Genomic DNA, 13,462 nt, shown 5'->3' with positions numbered 1-13,462 from the left:
GTCGGCTCCTGCAGGCGCCCAGTGGGCGACGGCCCCGCGGCTCTGGAGGGTGCCCCTGCGGGCCAGCGTCCCGGCGGCTCCTGATGATGCCCAGCCGACCCGCGTCCCGGCGGCTTCTGAGATGCCCAGCTGGCCCGCCGCCCCAGCCGACGGCTACCGCACCACCGTCCCCGGCCCCGCCCCCAGCAGCCCGAGCTCCGCCCGTGTCGGTGCCCCCTCCCAGTCCCCGTGTGATGCCACGGCGAAGGCGCCCGTGGTCACCGCGCGGTCGAGGCGGCCCGTCACGTCGTCGCCGTCGAGCAGCGCCGACAGATACCCGGCGACGAACGCGTCCCCCGCGCCCACCGCGTCCACGGCCCGCACCGGACGCGCCGGTGCGTACAGCTCGCCCTCGGCGGTGTACGCGGTGGCCCCGTCGGCGCCGAGCTTGACCACGACCTCGCGCACGCCCTGCGCGAGGAGCGCCTTGGCCAGGGCGTGGGCTTCACCGGTGGCCGTCGTCTCCGGTACGCACAGCGGCAGTTCGTCGTCCGACGCGATGAGGACATCGACGTACGGGATCCACGAACGCATCACCGCGGCGGATTCCTCGTCGCTCCACAGCCGCGAGCGGAAGTTGACGTCGAGGCAGACCGTCGTGTCGTGCTCACGGGCCAGTTCGAGGGCGCGCCGGCAGGCGGCCAGGGCGGACGCGCCGAGGGCCGGGGTGATGCCGGTGAGATGCAGGACGCGGGGCGGGCCAGGAGCCGTGAACGCGCCCTCGACCGCGGCCGCCGTGAGGCGTGAACCGGCGGAGCCCGCGCGGTAGTAGTGCACGCGGGTCACTTCGGGCAGCCGCGGTTCGAAGAGGATGAGCCCCGTGGGCGCGTCCAGGTCGCGGGTCGCGCCGGAGACGTCGACACCCTCGGCCCGCAGCGTGCGCAGTACGAGCTCGCCCGCCTCGTCGTCACCGACCGCGCCGGCCCACCGCGTCGCGTGGCCGAGGCGCGCGAGCCCGATGGCCACGTTCGACTCGGCGCCCGCGATGGACACGTCCATCGAACCGCCCAGCTTGAGCGGACCGCTGCCGCGCAGGGCGACCATGGTCTCGCCCAGGGTGAGGACGTCGGTGGCGCCGCGGGGAGGTGTGGTGCCGCTCATCGGTCCGCCCCCGCCGCTGCCCGGGTGACCGCCACGAACCGCGCCGCGCGCTTGCGCAGCGCCTCCAGGTCTCCGCCGTCCGCCGCGTCCCCGATGAGCGGGGAGCCGACGCCGACCGCGACCGCGCCGAGCGCCAGGTACTCCTCGGCGGCGGCCGCGTCCACGCCGCCCACCGGTACGAAGGGCAGGTCCGGGAAGGGGGCTCGCAGGGCCTTGAGATACGCGGGGCCGCCCATCGCCGAAGCGGGGAAGATCTTCAGCGCGGTGGCACCGGCGGCGTCAGCAGCGATGACGTCGGTGGGGGTCAACACCCCGGCGGCGACGGGCAGTTCACGCCGCAGTGCCTCGTCGACCCCGGCTCCGAGTCCGGGCGTCACGATGAGGTTCGCCCCCGCGTCCGCGGCGCGGCGCGCGTCGTCAGTGGTGAGGACCGTGCCCGCGCCCAGCCAGGCCTCGCCGCCCAGCTCGGCGCGTGCCCGACGCAGGACGCCCAGGGCGTCGGCGCCGCTGAGGGAGACCTCGACGAGCGGCACACCGGACTCGACGAGCGTCATGACCGTCCGGAAGGAGGCCTCCGCGTCGGTGCCGCGCACGATGGCGAGCAGACGCCGGGTCCGCAGGGCTGAACTGAAGGCAGTGGTGAGGTCCGACATGCCCCAAGGCTCGCACAGGGGATTCAGCGTGCCTGCTCAGGGCCGGGTGTCGGTGCCCGGCACCTTGGACCTGGGCTCGACGCGGCGGCCGCCACGCCCGCGCCCGGCGTGCCGCACCTGCTCGGGGTGGCGTGCCCGCCAGTACGGGTTGTCGTGCGGCAGGGCCGAGCCGACCCGCCCGTACATCCCGAAGATCATCAGGAGGACGCCCACCACGAAGCTGAACAGCACGTTCTGGATGCGGAAGGCGAGGAAGTTGAAACCGGTGTCGAGGAGGGCGAGATTGACGAAGCCGCTCAGGATGAAGGCGCACCCCAGGACCATGTTGAGTGTCGACGCGAAGTTCCCGCCGATCACCATGCCGGCGAACAGGAGCAGGCCGACGCAGATCGACAGGACGCTCAGCGCGCCGTTGGTGTTCAGACCGGCGACGGTGTCGCCCCCGGTGTCGAAGAAGCCAACCTTGTCGATCAGGCCGAGGATGCCGAACGCGAGCAGGACGAGCCCCATCAGACCCGCGCCGACGCGGTAGACCGTGCTGAGGCGGTGGTCGACGGGCAAATGTTCGTTCAGCGTGACGCGCCGCTTGGGCCGCTTCGCCCCTGGGTGGAGTACGTGCGTGGCCATGTCCGCCTCCTGACGTCGGCGTACGTATCTCCAATATCCGCCCGCGGGGTACGGACCGCCAGCAGGGGGCCCAGGGGCGGGCCGCCCCTAGGCCCCCTGCCCGCGCTCCTCCCGGATCTGTGTGACCACGCGCGCCACCGCCTGCCGCACGGCCTCGGTCTCGGTCAGGAAGTGCCAGTAGTCCGGGTGTCGCCCCTCCAGGGAGGCCACCGCCCGGTCCAGGCGGGCCACGGACTCGTCGAGGGGGCGGGCGTGGCGCTGCTCCGGGGTCTGGCGCCCCGCCATGGCGAGGCGCTGGGCGTCGCGGATGGCGAAGCGGGTGCGCTCGATCTCGTGCTGGGGGTCCTTCGCCACCGCGTTCAGCCGCTGCAGCCGGTCGCCGGCGGCCGAGACGGCCTCGTCCGTCGCGTTCAGCAGGGCGCGGACCGTCGAGAGCAGCGATGTGGCGTCGGGCCAGCGCTGCTCCTCGCGCGCCTGCCGGGCCTCCCTCAGCTTGACCTCGGCCTGGCGTACGTTCTCCGCGGCCTGGTCCGGCACGCGCTGCAGGTCCTGCCAGCAGGCGGCGGTGAAGCGCCGGCGCAGCTCGCTGAGCACCGGGTCGACCTGGCCGCTGCGTGTGGTGAGCGCCTGCGCGCGCGTACGCAGGGAGACGAGGCGGCGGTCTATCTCCGCGGCCCGCTCGGGCAGCCGGTCGGCCTCGGTCCTGACGGCTTCGGCGTCCCGCAGGACGCGGTCGGCGCGCTGCAGCGTCTCCGGCACGCCGTGCTGGCCGGCGCCTTGGTTGAGCTTGGTCAGCTCGGGCCCGAGGGCGGCGAGGCGGACGGCCAGATCATCGGCCTTGAGCCCCGCCCCCCGTACGGCATCGAGGGCGTTGCTGGCGGCGAGGAGGCTCTGCCGGGCCCGCTCGACGGCGGGGGCGAGCCGGGCGAGCTGCGTCTCCGCCTTGTCGAGCAGCGGGCCGAGCCCCTGCTGGAAGCGGTCCAGGTCCTGCTTGGCCTTGTCCAGCTCACCCTTGGCCTCGGTGAGCTCGGTCCTCGCGCGGGCGGCGACGGAGGCTTCGAGATCGTCACGGTCGAGGTCGTGCGCGTCCACCGCGCTGATGTACTGGTGGCTGACCTCGTCGATCCGCCGCCCGATGGCCTCGAAGTCGGAGACGGCACGCTGCGCGGCGGGCGTGGAGTCCACGGCGATGATCGTCTCGATGGAGATCCGCAGATCCCGCTGGGCGGTGTCCAGCTCGTAGAAGGCGGCGGCCGCAGCGTCCTTGGCGGCCTGGGCGTCGGCCCGCACGCTCTCCCCGCGCCCGCCGAACCACCGCCGGGTGCCGCCGCCGGCGAAGGCGGCGGGCAGGGCGAGAGCGATGAGGGGGAGGGGCAGGAGGGCGAGCGCCAGGGCGTCGCGGAGGGGCCGGAGCGGGCCGCGGCTATCTCGGAGGCCGTGCGGGCGGGAACGCGGCCGCACGCTCCCGCAGCGACGTACATCCCCGTCCGGCACTGCTGAGGCACTCGATCTGCTCGACGTGTCCGGTGTGTACGGCTGCGAAGGTGTCGCCGTCACTATCCCTCTCCCGTGCTGTCATCCGCCTTGCCCGGTGTCACATTCTCCCACCGTTAATGACGAACACACGGGTCGGTTAGTTCGCGCTGCGCACCGCGACTTCGCCGTCTTCGCTGCGGGCGGACACGAGGTGCGGACTACCACCGCCACGGGGAGCGGAAACATCCACGCTGCCCCTCCCGGGCCCACCCTCATACGGGTTTGCGACCCGGGGCCACCGGCAAGGTAGGCTGTCGAAACATCCCGGGCGCGTAGCTCAGCGGTAGAGCGCTGCCCTTACAAGGCAGATGTCGGCGGTTCGAAACCGTCCGCGCCCACCCGGACGAAGACCCCCAGTCGATCACGGCTGGGGGTCTTCGGCGTAGCTGTCCTTCTCCCGGGCGCTGTCCTTCACCTGGGCCCGCAGGTCGTCGATCTCCTGTTGCAGCGACTTCAGTTGCGCGTAGGTGTCGAAGAGGTAGCGGACCTTGGTGCGCAGGGTCAGTGGGTCGATGGGCTTGAGGGCTACGTCGGCCACTCCGAGCAGGAAGGCCGCGGCGGCGATCTCGCGGCTGACGTCGAAGCCGGTCAGCAGGATGATGGGTATGGCGCGTGTCTGGTCGAGACGGCGTACGTAGCGCACGACGTCGAGGCCGCTCACGCCGGGCATGCGCACGTCGAGCAGGATGAGCCCGACGTCCCCGCGCAGGACCACTCTGAGGGCGTCGTCGCCGTTGGTCGCGCTCACCAGCGGGTAGCCGAGAGGGGCCAGTGCGCTCTCCAGCGCGAACAGGGTGTCCTTGTGGTCATCGACTACGAGGATCACGGATGTAGTCGGCATGGACCTGAGCCCCCTTTCTCAGTAACTACGGTAAGCCGAAGTCGAGTTGGAGAATCCGTCTCTCACCTCTGGTTGCTGTCCGGGTTGCCGCCCTGGTTCATGACCGCAGCACCGGAGGTAGCAGTAGCACCGTCAGCTACAGAGCAGAAGCCCCGCACCTGATCGGGTGCGGGGCCGGTGTGCCGGGGGCTCGGGTGGTGTTCAGCGTGATCACGTGAAAGCGTCACCGCGCTCGTGAAGGCGTCACGGCGCGCTACGGCTACTCCCGCGCCTTGGCGTACTCCTGCGCCATGCCTCCCGCGAAGTCGTACAGCAGGACCTGTTCGTCGCCGACGACCCACGCGTCATGGCCGGGCGGGCATACGAAGACATCGCCCGGGCCGACTTCGGCCTCGCCTCCGTCGTCCATCAGGAGGTGCATCCGCCCCGCGACGACATAGGCGTTGTGGTGGATCTGGCAGGTGTCGGTGCCCGCGAGCGGGGCCACGGACTCGGTCCAGCGCCAGCCGGGCTCGAAGGTGCCCACGGCGAAGTCCAGCCCTGTGAGATGGACGACTTCGAGGTGGCCGCGTGGGAAATCGCGACGCTCGTCCGGCTTTTCGACCGCCTTGACCTCGATCATGACAACTTCCTCCGTTCGGGCTCACGCCCGCGATCTCGGAGTCAGTTGTCGCCGCCGCGGGGTCCACGGCCGACGTCATCACCAGCCGACCCCTTCACTCCATCGTCTGCCTGTCAAGCGGGGGCCGCCACCTGGGGGAATCCCGGCCGGTACGCGGCCCGACCCGTGGACCGCGGCAGTGAAATCGATCGGGTGGTCGTCCAGAACTTCGGGGATCTCGGGTGAGTTGGAGGCAGTGGCAAGGCCTGTGCGAGTGTCCTGTGCGGATGCTTCGGGCGGGCGACCGTCGTGCTGCCGTTGGGCCCTGCCGGAAGGGATACACCTCGTGAAGATCTCCAAGGCCGCTGCTGGTGTCGCCAGTGTCGCCAGTGCCGTCGGAGTCGCCGGTGTCGGGCTCGCGCTGGGTGCCGTTGCCCCCGCGATCGCCGCGCCCCAGCCTCAGCCCCAGCCGCAGGCTCAGCCGTCCGCCGACGGCGTGACGCGGGTCCTCGACTCCGCCACCAGGACCACGCAGGACGTGCAGGACCTCCTCGGCGAGGCCGCAGTGGACCCGACCACCGGAGAGCTGACCGCGAACAACCCCGGCGCCGTCACGACCAAGGCCGGCGACGCGGCGCTCGGAGCGGTCTCGATGCTCGGTGGGCTGCCCGCCGGGGCGCCGGTCGGCTGAGGCCGACCCGGCGAAGTGCCCCTACGGGGACTGCCGTTGGTACGGCATGGAGGGGCTTCGCTGAGTCGGACGGCTGCCCGGCGGTGACCGTCCGGCTCAGCGGCCCGAACCCGGGTGGGTCCGGCGGTACCTGCGGTCCCAGCGCTCCTGGCGTTCCTTGCGGATGCGGTAGTCGCGGTAGGTCTTGGGATAGCCTCCGCCTCCGCCACCTCCGCCCCCACCGCCGGCTGCGCCCCCGCCGCCACCTCCGGCCCCCGAGGCTCCGCTCGCGCCGCTTCCGCTGCTGCTCTTGCCGGAGCCTCCGCGGTCGTACTGCTGGACCATGAAGAAGACGAGTGCCGCAGCGGCCAGCCACAGAACTGGCTGGCCGAAACCCAGGCCGACCAGAGCGAGAAGCAGGACGACCAGCAGAGCGTTCATGGCGGCACCTCCTTGGCGTAGCAGGAGTCAACGCCCGCCGTCACCCGGTGTCAATGGATTTCTCGTGGATGTGTTTCAGCCGTGCACGAGCCGCCACCGCATCGGGTCCCGACACCTGATCCCAGAAGCGGTGACACGTGACGAACACCGCCAACTCCCGCTCCCGGGCACGGAGTTTCTCGACCTCCTCCTGTTCGTCCGGTGTCCAGCCGGGGGAGGCGGGGCGCTCCACCTTCCGCCAGCCGTGGTCGTCGCTGAAGCCGTCGAGGGGCGTGACCGACCAGGGGAGCCGCTTCAGCAGGGCCAGGAGTTCGGCCCGGACCTGGTGCAGTTCCTCCTGACCCGCGAGGAGGTCGTCAGGGAAGTCGTATGCAGGGGTTGCAGGCACCCCGTAATGCTACTCCTGTTCGAATTTCGAGTGCGAGAGCCGCCACGCCTGAGGTGGGGTGAACTTCGGGAGGGGTGCGGGGATGCGGGGTGCGGGGATGCGGGGAGCGGGGCGCGGGGAGCGGGGAGCGGGGTGTGTGAGCTCTCGTCGCGCGGACGACTTCACGTCCGAGCTCCCTTCGCGGCAAGCTGTAAGCATGTGCCGCAGCATCAAGACGCTCCGTCCGCCCGCCATCCCCGACGACGCCACCGAGGAGGAGATCCGGGCCGCCGCGCTTCAGTACGTGCGCAAGGTCTCGGGGTTCCGTGCCCCGGCCGCGCACAACCGCGAGGTCTTCGACCGAGCCGTGGACGCGGTCGCCGAGGCCACCGCGGAACTGCTCGCCGGGATCGAGGTGCGCGGGGCCAAGCCGCGGGCCGCCGACCGGACGCCCGAGGAAGCCCCGGCGGCCTAGTTCGCCGCCGCAGCCCCAGCAGCCCCCGCCGCCGCCCCGGCGGCCCCGGCAGCCCCCGCCCCAGCCGCCGCAGTCGCCGACCGCGGTCGGCGGACCAGGAACGCCGCACCCGCGCCCGCCGCGAACAGCGCGAGCAGTGAGACACCCGTGGCCAGCCACGTCGCGCCGAGCCACTGCCCGCCGAAGTAACCGAGCGCGACGCTGTACCCGGCCCACGCCACGCCCGCCAGGGCCGACCAGGGCAGGAACTCACGCACCTTGCGATGTGCCGCGCCCGCCGCGAGCGAGACGATCGAGCGGCCCGCCGGGGCGAAGCGCGCGAGGACGACCAGGGCGCCGCCGCCCCGGGAGAGCGCGGTGCCGAGTCGTTCCTGCGCGGTGGTGAGGCGCCGGGAGCGGGCGATGGCGCGGTCCAGGCGCTCGCCGCCGCGCCAGGCGAGGCGGTAGACGGCCAGGTCGCCGAGTACCGAGGCGGTGGCCGCGCAGAGCAGCAGGATCAGGATGTCGGGCACCGCGTGCGGCACGCTCCCCGCGCCCGCGGTCGCCGTACTCGCCGTGCCTGCCGCGGCCGCCGCGGTGGCCGCCGTGATGACGAGGACGCCGCTCGGCAGCACGGGCAGGACGATGTCGAAAAGCACCGAAAGCGCGACTACCGCGTAGATCCATGGGCTGCTGGTCAGTGAGCCCAGACTCTCAAGCACCGGAATTTCCCCGTAACTCCCCGGTCGACGACGTGACTGCCGCGACGTCGCGGGGGAGCGGCAGGGGCGGCTTGGTGACAGCTGTACAGCGTACGCCGCGGTCCCCGCCGGAGATCCACGGGGGGCTCATATGTTCGCTACGTCACGTTCACCCGGCTGCCGCCTTCGATGGGGCATACGGCGCCGAAGTCCCGTACCAACAGAGTCACCAACAGGAAGGAGCGGGGCGATGGTGGCAGGAATGCTCGCCGGGGCCGTGGCAACAGCGGTGCTCGCAGCGGGCGGTGGCGCGGTCGGCGGGGGAGCGGTTGACGGAGGCGCGCCGTATTACGAGATGCGGGTCGCGGGGCGGTTCGCGCCGCCCAAGGCCTCGATGTACTCGTGGGCGGTCACGTACGACACGAAACTCGTCCCGCCGGGTCGCAGATCGAGATCGAACAGCGAGGCAAGCCGGGCGACATGGAGGTCACGCTCCGGGTGAAGGGGATGAAACCCGGTTACGCGTACGGGGCGCACGTGCACCAGAAGCCGTGCGGCAGCGACCCCGACGCGGCGGGCGGGCACTACCAGCACCGCCAGGACCCGGTCCAGCCCTCGGAGGACCCGGCCTACGTCAACCCGGAGAACGAGGTCTGGCTGGACTTCACCGCGGGCAAGGACGGTTCGGGCACGGCGACCTCCCGCCATGACTGGGAGTTCCGTGCGGGGGAGGCCAGGTCCGTCGTGCTGCACGGTGAGCAGGGTGGGGCGGGGGACCGGTCGGCGTGCGTGACGGTGCCGTTCCTTCCCACCCACTGAGGCTCATGAGCTGACGTGAGGGCGCCCCATCCTCGTAACGCACGAGGATGGGGCGCCCTCACGTCAGGGTGTGCGCGGCTGCGCGGGCGCGTCAGGCCGCCACCGGCGTCCGCTCCGACGCCGCCTTGGTCTCGCTCGCACCGCGCGAGGCGAAGAGCCGGTCGAGGCCGAGCGCGCCCGAGCCGGTGAAGACGAGCAGGAGCATGGCCCAGCAGAAGATCGCGGAGGCCTCTCCGCCGTTCTGCATCGGCCACAGGGCCTCCGGCTGGTGCACCTTGAAGTAGGCGTACGCCATCGAGCCGGACGAGATGAACGCGGCGGCGCGGGTGCCGAGGCCGAGGGCGACCAGGCCGCCGCCGACCAGCTGGATGACGGCCGCGTACCAGCCCGGCCAGGTGCCGGCGTCGACCGTGCCGCCGCCCATCGCGCCACCGAGCACTCCGAAGAGCGAGGCGGCGCCGTGGCAGGCGAAGAGCAGGCCGATGACTATGCGGAAAAGCCCGAGGGCGTAGGGCTGGGCGCTGTTGAGACGTCCAGTCATGGTGGGGGACTCCTTCGGTCTTTGGGGACGGTAACCGAGCGGAGGCCCAAGGTTAGGTGAACCTAATCTATGCTTGCAAGTTCAACATCTGGCCATTCCGGCGATTCCGCTTGCCGCGCGGAGGGGACCGCTCCCCTCGGGGAAGGGATCTCCGTCGCCCCTGCCGCTCCCGCCGCCGTCCGCAGCGCGGCCCGCGCCACCGCGTCCGCGTCGGACAGGGTGACCGAGTCGACGCCGGGCCTGGCCCCGGCCGCCGTCACCCAGTGCACGCCCTCGGTGGGCACTCCGAACGCGAACCGCCGTGCGTGGGAACGGCCTTGACGGTCAATCAGGTGATAGGGGCGGGGAGTGACGTCGAGGCCTCCGGTTTCGTGGCCGCCGACCACGTGGGCGCGGCACTGGCCCGTCTCCAGGAGCCGCCCGAGCAGCTCGTCCGCGGTGCGCCGCACATCCGGTTCGGGGAGCCGGGCCTCGATCACTGTGGTCACCGACACATCCGAACCCGGTACGTCGGGGGAGTGGGCGAGGAACGTCCCGCCCGCCGCGGGCCGCACGGCGAGACGCGGGCCGAGCACCTCCACGACGCCCGCCTCGATCAGCGCGGTCATCTCCTCGATGCGGCGCCGGGGAGGGCCGATCGACAGGTAGGCGTTGAGCGGGGTGTACCAGCGGTCCAGGTGCTCGCGGCGTGAGGTCCCCGACAGGCCGCCGTGGTCGAGGATCAGGCGGAGTTCGTTGCGCAGGTCGCGCAGGACGTCGAGGGCGGACTTCAGCGGGCTCGTGACATTGCCGAGCGCGGCCTGCGCGACGTCCTCGCGCAGATACGAAAGCAGCCAGGCGCGGAAGTCGGCCGGGGAGCCGAAGGCGTGGCCGGCATGCGGCTGCGCGAGGCGGTCCCAGGACCAGCGTGCGGCTTCGGGGACTCCGAACTCGTCCAGTACGAGGGCCTCTTGAGGACTGTGGTGCGGTACGGCGAGGAAGGCGTCCCGGAAGTCCGTTACCCGCTCCCGCTCGCGGGGCTGGACGAGGGCCGCGTAGTAGACCGTCTCCACCTCCTTGGCAACCAGCGGCCATATCTCGTCCAGGAAGTCCGGGGCGTCACCGCTGTCGGCGCGCTTGCGGAAGCGGGCTATGACGTCGGACGTGAGGACGAGTGGCTCGTGCCGTCCGTAGGGGCCCTTCTCGTTGTCGCCGCGCGCTTGGTACGGGATGCCGCGCCGCGAACCCGCGTACAGCTTCGGCTCGTGCCCCGAGGGGTGGTAGCGCAGGCCGCCTCCCGGCGCCGGGGCGAAGCGTCCGCCGCGGCCCTGCGTCAGGAGCGCCATGTGGTCGAAGAAGTTCAGGCCGAGCCCGCGCAGCAGGACACGCTCGCCGGGGGCGATGGCCGAGAGGTCCACGTCGGCGGGGTTGGCGGGCGGGATGTGGCGCAGGCCGTGCCGGGCCGCGTGCGCGGTGAGGTGCTCCTGCCCCTCGTCGCTGACTGTGGGGAGGTGCCCCTGCGCGAGGATGACGGCGTCGAGCCCGGAGAGCTCGCGGCCGCTGTCGAGCACGAGGGACTGGGCGCCGTCGGCAGGCCCTTCGAGGCGTACGGCGCGCGCCGCGTGCGCCTCGACCCGGACGGTTCCGGGGGCGCGGCGCAGGGTCTCGGCGAAGACCCACTCCAGATAGCGGCCGTAGCAGGCGCGGGTCGGGTAGTCGTCGGGGCCGAGCGCCGGCGCGTGTCCGGCGGCGGCCCATGCGTACAGGCTCGGGCCCGGCCGTATCGGTCCCGCGCAGTCGACGCTCTCGTCGGTGAAGAGCGTCACCTGTGAAGCGACCGTGTTCATGAGCAGCTCGGCCGGCTGGGCGGTCCGCCAGACCCGTCCCGGCCCCGGGGGCGAGGGGTCGACGACGTGAACCGTCAGCCGCGCCCCTGGCGGCAGGAGTTCGGCCGCCGAGGCGCAGAGGCGCTCCAGGACACTCGTGCCGCGGGGCCCCGCGCCGACGACGGCGACTGCAACGTCATGTTCCGGTGCGGCCGCTGCGGATGGTGCGAACAAGAGCGTGACTCCCGGGCATAGCAGGGGGCGGTGGGGGGCGTGGGGGTGGTTGGGGGGTGTGGAGTGGGTGCGGGGTGCGGGGTGGTGGAAGCGGACGGTCCGCCTCATCATGCCGCCGGAACCCCCGAAGTCGAACCCCGTGACGGAGGTTCACCAGAGGGGTGTGGCCTGTGTCACGTACTGTCTGGGGGTGCTGGCCGCCTTTGCGGGGTTATGGGACCCAGGGGCTAGCCCCACGAGCCCCCGGAGCTCACGAGAGCCGTGACCTCTGCGTCGTCTCCAAGTGGGTGCCGACGCCCTTCACCACCTGTGCCTGGTCCAGTCGTACGTCCGCCGAACGGCCCCTCAGTGTCAGTGTCATGAGCTGGTTGCCGAACCAGGGGCCGCCCGTTTTGCGCCAGTTGATGGCTGCCCGTGCCGTCCGGCCGTGGCGGACGAAGCGGCGGCCCAGGGCTCGGCCCACCCTGCTCCAGCCGAAGTGGAAGCCCAGCTTTATCGACGCGGGGATGGAGTTGTGGACGGGGGAGCACGTCAGTTGCAGGACGCGGGCCTCGGGGCCGACGCCCGCCGGCCAGGTCGGTTCCGCGATGTACGCGTGGTGGACGTCGCCGGAGAGCACACACACCGTCGCCGGGGCGCCCGCCCCCGTGCCCGCCTCGGCGATCAGCGAGGTGAGCGCGTCGAAGGACGAGGGGAACGCCGCCCAGTGCTCCAGATCCGACCGCCTGCGCAGGTTCTCGCCGAAGCGGGCCCAGCGCTCTCCCCGCTCGCCACGGCACAGCGCGGCGTTCCAGCCCTCGGCGTCATGGATGAGGTGCGGAAGCAGCCAGGGCAGCGACGTGCCGATCAGAAGGTGGTCGTAGCCGCCCGTGCGGCCCGGGCCGTCTTCTCCGCCCACGCCGTCCAGCGCCTGCTCGCGCAGCCAGCGGGCCTCGTCCGGGTCGATCATGGCGCGGTTCTGTTCGTCCAGGACGCGCGCCGCCCTGGTGTCGATCATGAGCAGGCGTACGCGGCCGAAGTCCCGGCGGTAGCTCCACCGGGTAGCCCCTGGGTCGGCGTCCGAGGCCGCCGCGAACGCGCGCAGTGCGTCCGTGCCGTCGGGTGTCGAGCGCAGCGTGGCGTACAGCTCGTCGCGCTCCAGCTCGGCGGGCGGCAGATTGCCGAGGTGCTGGTAGACCCAGTACGACATCAGGCCGCTCAGCACCCGCTCGCGCCACCACGGTGTCGCCCGCATCTCGGCGAGCCAGGCCGCGCTGGTGTTCCAGTCGTCTATGACGTCGTGATCGTCGAAGATCATGCAACTGGGCACGGTGGACAGCAGCCACCGCACTTCGGGGTCGAGCCACGATTCGTAGTAGAGGTGGGTGTACTCCTCGTAGTCCGCGACCTGGTCGCCCGGCGGTTCGTTCAGGTTCCGGCGGGCCGCGAGCCAGCGGCGCGTGGCCTCGGACGTGTTGTCCCCGTACACCTGGTCGCCCAGGAGGAGCAGGACGTCCGGGCGGTCGGCCGGTGTGCCGGTGGCGATGCGCGCGGCGAGGGTGTCCAGGGCGTCGGGCCCGACGGGGTCGTGCTCGTCGCTCGGCGGAGCCGCCCAGCGGCAGGACCCGAAGGTGACACGGAGCTCCTCGTCGTCGCCCTCGCCCGGCGTGCGGATGGTGCTCGGCGGGAAGGGCGAGTCCGGTAGCGGCCACACGGGGCCGCCGCTGTCGCCGAGCCGCACCTCGTACGCGGTCTCCGTGCCCGGACGCAGGCCGGTGACCGGGATGAGCGCATAGTGATGGCCCGCGATCTGGAACGTGTTCGCCGTGCCTTTGGCGCCGTCCGCGCACCGCACCTCGGCGGTGCAGGGGCGGTCGGCCTCGACCCAGACCGTCGCCGTCGAACCGTCGACATACCTCAGTAGTGGACCCAGGCGCAGCCGTGCCACGTTGATCACTCTCCTCCGTCGCCCCGTACGGTACGGAACGACGGAGGCCGGTGGCGAGGTTCCGGGGATTCCCGCTGGTTACAGGCCGGTGACCTCACTACTTGT

The 13,462-nt window shown here is 72.0% G+C and carries 16 protein-coding genes and 1 tRNA gene; 5 read left to right on the top strand and 12 right to left on the bottom strand.

What is annotated here, in order from left to right:
* Positions 1-153 precede the first annotated feature (153 nt).
* From ABXJ52_RS11385 to ABXJ52_RS11370, 4 genes are all read right to left on the bottom strand, one after another.
* Positions 154-1,140, bottom strand: coding sequence for a sugar kinase (locus ABXJ52_RS11385; RefSeq protein ID WP_367041514.1), 987 nt, complete (start codon positions 1,138-1,140; stop codon positions 154-156).
* Positions 1,137-1,793, bottom strand: coding sequence for a bifunctional 4-hydroxy-2-oxoglutarate aldolase/2-dehydro-3-deoxy-phosphogluconate aldolase (locus tag ABXJ52_RS11380; RefSeq protein ID WP_367041513.1), 657 nt, complete (start codon positions 1,791-1,793; stop codon positions 1,137-1,139). The genes ABXJ52_RS11385 and ABXJ52_RS11380 overlap by 4 nt, the downstream gene beginning before the upstream one ends.
* 36 nt (positions 1,794-1,829) lie before the next feature.
* Positions 1,830-2,420, bottom strand: a complete 591-nt coding sequence (locus ABXJ52_RS11375; protein WP_367041511.1) for a DUF4383 domain-containing protein — start codon at positions 2,418-2,420, stop codon at positions 1,830-1,832.
* Positions 2,421-2,507: 87 nt separating this feature from the next.
* Positions 2,508-3,977 (bottom strand): hypothetical protein, encoded by a 1,470-nt coding sequence (locus ABXJ52_RS11370; RefSeq protein WP_367041509.1) that lies wholly within the window; start codon positions 3,975-3,977, stop codon positions 2,508-2,510.
* Between the two features lie 245 nt (positions 3,978-4,222).
* On the opposite strand from ABXJ52_RS11370, the gene ABXJ52_RS11365 reads away from it, so the two are divergent.
* Positions 4,223-4,294: transfer RNA gene (locus ABXJ52_RS11365), tRNA-Val, on the top strand.
* Positions 4,295-4,317: 23 nt separating this feature from the next.
* Here the strand turns inward: ABXJ52_RS11365 and ABXJ52_RS11360 are convergent.
* Together ABXJ52_RS11360 and ABXJ52_RS11355 are read right to left on the bottom strand one after the other, a co-directional pair.
* Positions 4,318-4,797, bottom strand: coding sequence for a response regulator (locus tag ABXJ52_RS11360; RefSeq protein ID WP_367041507.1), 480 nt, complete (start codon positions 4,795-4,797; stop codon positions 4,318-4,320).
* Positions 4,798-5,056: 259 nt separating this feature from the next.
* Positions 5,057-5,419, bottom strand: a complete 363-nt coding sequence (locus tag ABXJ52_RS11355) for a cupin domain-containing protein (RefSeq protein WP_367041505.1) — start codon at positions 5,417-5,419, stop codon at positions 5,057-5,059.
* Between the two features lie 325 nt (positions 5,420-5,744).
* Between ABXJ52_RS11355 and ABXJ52_RS11350 the strand changes: the two genes are divergently transcribed.
* Positions 5,745-6,089 (top strand): hypothetical protein, encoded by a 345-nt coding sequence (locus tag ABXJ52_RS11350; protein ID WP_367041503.1) that lies wholly within the window; start codon positions 5,745-5,747, stop codon positions 6,087-6,089.
* 96 nt (positions 6,090-6,185) lie between these two features.
* Here ABXJ52_RS11350 and ABXJ52_RS11345 read toward each other — a convergent pair whose 3' ends face one another.
* Complete coding sequence (locus tag ABXJ52_RS11345) at positions 6,186-6,509, bottom strand: hypothetical protein (RefSeq protein ID WP_367041501.1); 324 nt, start codon at positions 6,507-6,509, stop codon at positions 6,186-6,188.
* Positions 6,510-6,549: 40 nt separating this feature from the next.
* On the bottom strand, positions 6,550-6,897 hold the full coding sequence (locus ABXJ52_RS11340; RefSeq protein ID WP_367041499.1) for a hypothetical protein: 348 nt from the start codon (positions 6,895-6,897) through the stop codon (positions 6,550-6,552).
* Positions 6,898-7,093: 196 nt separating this feature from the next.
* Here ABXJ52_RS11340 and ABXJ52_RS11335 point away from each other — a divergent pair, with 196 nt between their 5' ends.
* Positions 7,094-7,351, top strand: coding sequence for a DUF2277 domain-containing protein (locus ABXJ52_RS11335; RefSeq protein ID WP_367041498.1), 258 nt, complete (start codon positions 7,094-7,096; stop codon positions 7,349-7,351).
* Here ABXJ52_RS11335 and ABXJ52_RS11330 read toward each other — a convergent pair.
* Positions 7,348-8,052 (bottom strand): VTT domain-containing protein, encoded by a 705-nt coding sequence (locus tag ABXJ52_RS11330; protein ID WP_367041496.1) that lies wholly within the window; start codon positions 8,050-8,052, stop codon positions 7,348-7,350. The two genes, ABXJ52_RS11335 and ABXJ52_RS11330, sit on opposite strands and share 4 nt — an antisense overlap.
* A 229-nt stretch (positions 8,053-8,281) precedes the next feature.
* Between ABXJ52_RS11330 and ABXJ52_RS11325 the strand changes: the two genes are divergently transcribed.
* The gene (locus ABXJ52_RS11325; RefSeq protein WP_367041494.1) at positions 8,282-8,533 is read left to right on the top strand and encodes a hypothetical protein; all 252 of its coding nucleotides are present in this window, start codon (positions 8,282-8,284) and stop codon (positions 8,531-8,533) included.
* Entirely contained in the window at positions 8,512-8,850 is a 339-nt protein-coding gene (locus ABXJ52_RS11320) for a hypothetical protein (protein WP_367041492.1), read from the top strand. The genes ABXJ52_RS11325 and ABXJ52_RS11320 overlap by 22 nt, the downstream gene beginning before the upstream one ends.
* Before the next feature lie 91 nt (positions 8,851-8,941).
* On the opposite strand, the gene ABXJ52_RS11315 is transcribed toward ABXJ52_RS11320, so the two are convergent.
* From ABXJ52_RS11315 to ABXJ52_RS11305, 3 genes are all read right to left on the bottom strand, one after another.
* Positions 8,942-9,391 carry a DoxX family protein gene (locus ABXJ52_RS11315; RefSeq protein ID WP_367041490.1) on the bottom strand — a complete coding sequence of 150 codons (450 nt, stop codon included), beginning with the start codon at positions 9,389-9,391 and terminating at the stop codon, positions 8,942-8,944.
* 62 nt (positions 9,392-9,453) lie between these two features.
* On the bottom strand, positions 9,454-11,430 hold the full coding sequence (locus ABXJ52_RS11310; protein ID WP_367041488.1) for an FAD/NAD(P)-binding protein: 1,977 nt from the start codon (positions 11,428-11,430) through the stop codon (positions 9,454-9,456).
* 250 nt (positions 11,431-11,680) lie between these two features.
* Positions 11,681-13,357, bottom strand: a complete 1,677-nt coding sequence (locus ABXJ52_RS11305; protein ID WP_367041487.1) for an alkaline phosphatase D family protein — start codon at positions 13,355-13,357, stop codon at positions 11,681-11,683.
* Positions 13,358-13,462: the final 105 nt, after the last annotated feature.

The sequence above is a fragment of the Streptomyces sp. Je 1-332 genome (assembly GCF_040730185.1).
In the GTDB taxonomy this organism is placed as follows: Bacteria; Actinomycetota; Actinomycetes; order Streptomycetales; family Streptomycetaceae; genus Streptomyces.
This window is presented reverse-complemented; position numbering and strand designations above follow the sequence as displayed.

Coding starts and splice junctions, on each gene's coding strand:
- ABXJ52_RS11315 (WP_367041490.1), bottom strand. CDS start 9,391: ATGACTGGACGTCTCAACAGCGCCCAGCCCTACGCCCTCGGGCTTTTC.
- ABXJ52_RS11360 (WP_367041507.1), bottom strand. CDS start 4,797: ATGCCGACTACATCCGTGATCCTCGTAGTCGATGACCACAAGGACACC.
- ABXJ52_RS11380 (WP_367041513.1), bottom strand. CDS start 1,793: ATGTCGGACCTCACCACTGCCTTCAGTTCAGCCCTGCGGACCCGGCGT.
- ABXJ52_RS11345 (WP_367041501.1), bottom strand. CDS start 6,509: ATGAACGCTCTGCTGGTCGTCCTGCTTCTCGCTCTGGTCGGCCTGGGT.
- ABXJ52_RS11385 (WP_367041514.1), bottom strand. CDS start 1,140: ATGAGCGGCACCACACCTCCCCGCGGCGCCACCGACGTCCTCACCCTG.
- ABXJ52_RS11325 (WP_367041494.1), top strand. CDS start 8,282: ATGGTGGCAGGAATGCTCGCCGGGGCCGTGGCAACAGCGGTGCTCGCA.
- ABXJ52_RS11335 (WP_367041498.1), top strand. CDS start 7,094: ATGTGCCGCAGCATCAAGACGCTCCGTCCGCCCGCCATCCCCGACGAC.
- ABXJ52_RS11355 (WP_367041505.1), bottom strand. CDS start 5,419: ATGATCGAGGTCAAGGCGGTCGAAAAGCCGGACGAGCGTCGCGATTTC.
- ABXJ52_RS11320 (WP_367041492.1), top strand. CDS start 8,512: ATGGAGGTCACGCTCCGGGTGAAGGGGATGAAACCCGGTTACGCGTAC.
- ABXJ52_RS11375 (WP_367041511.1), bottom strand. CDS start 2,420: ATGGCCACGCACGTACTCCACCCAGGGGCGAAGCGGCCCAAGCGGCGC.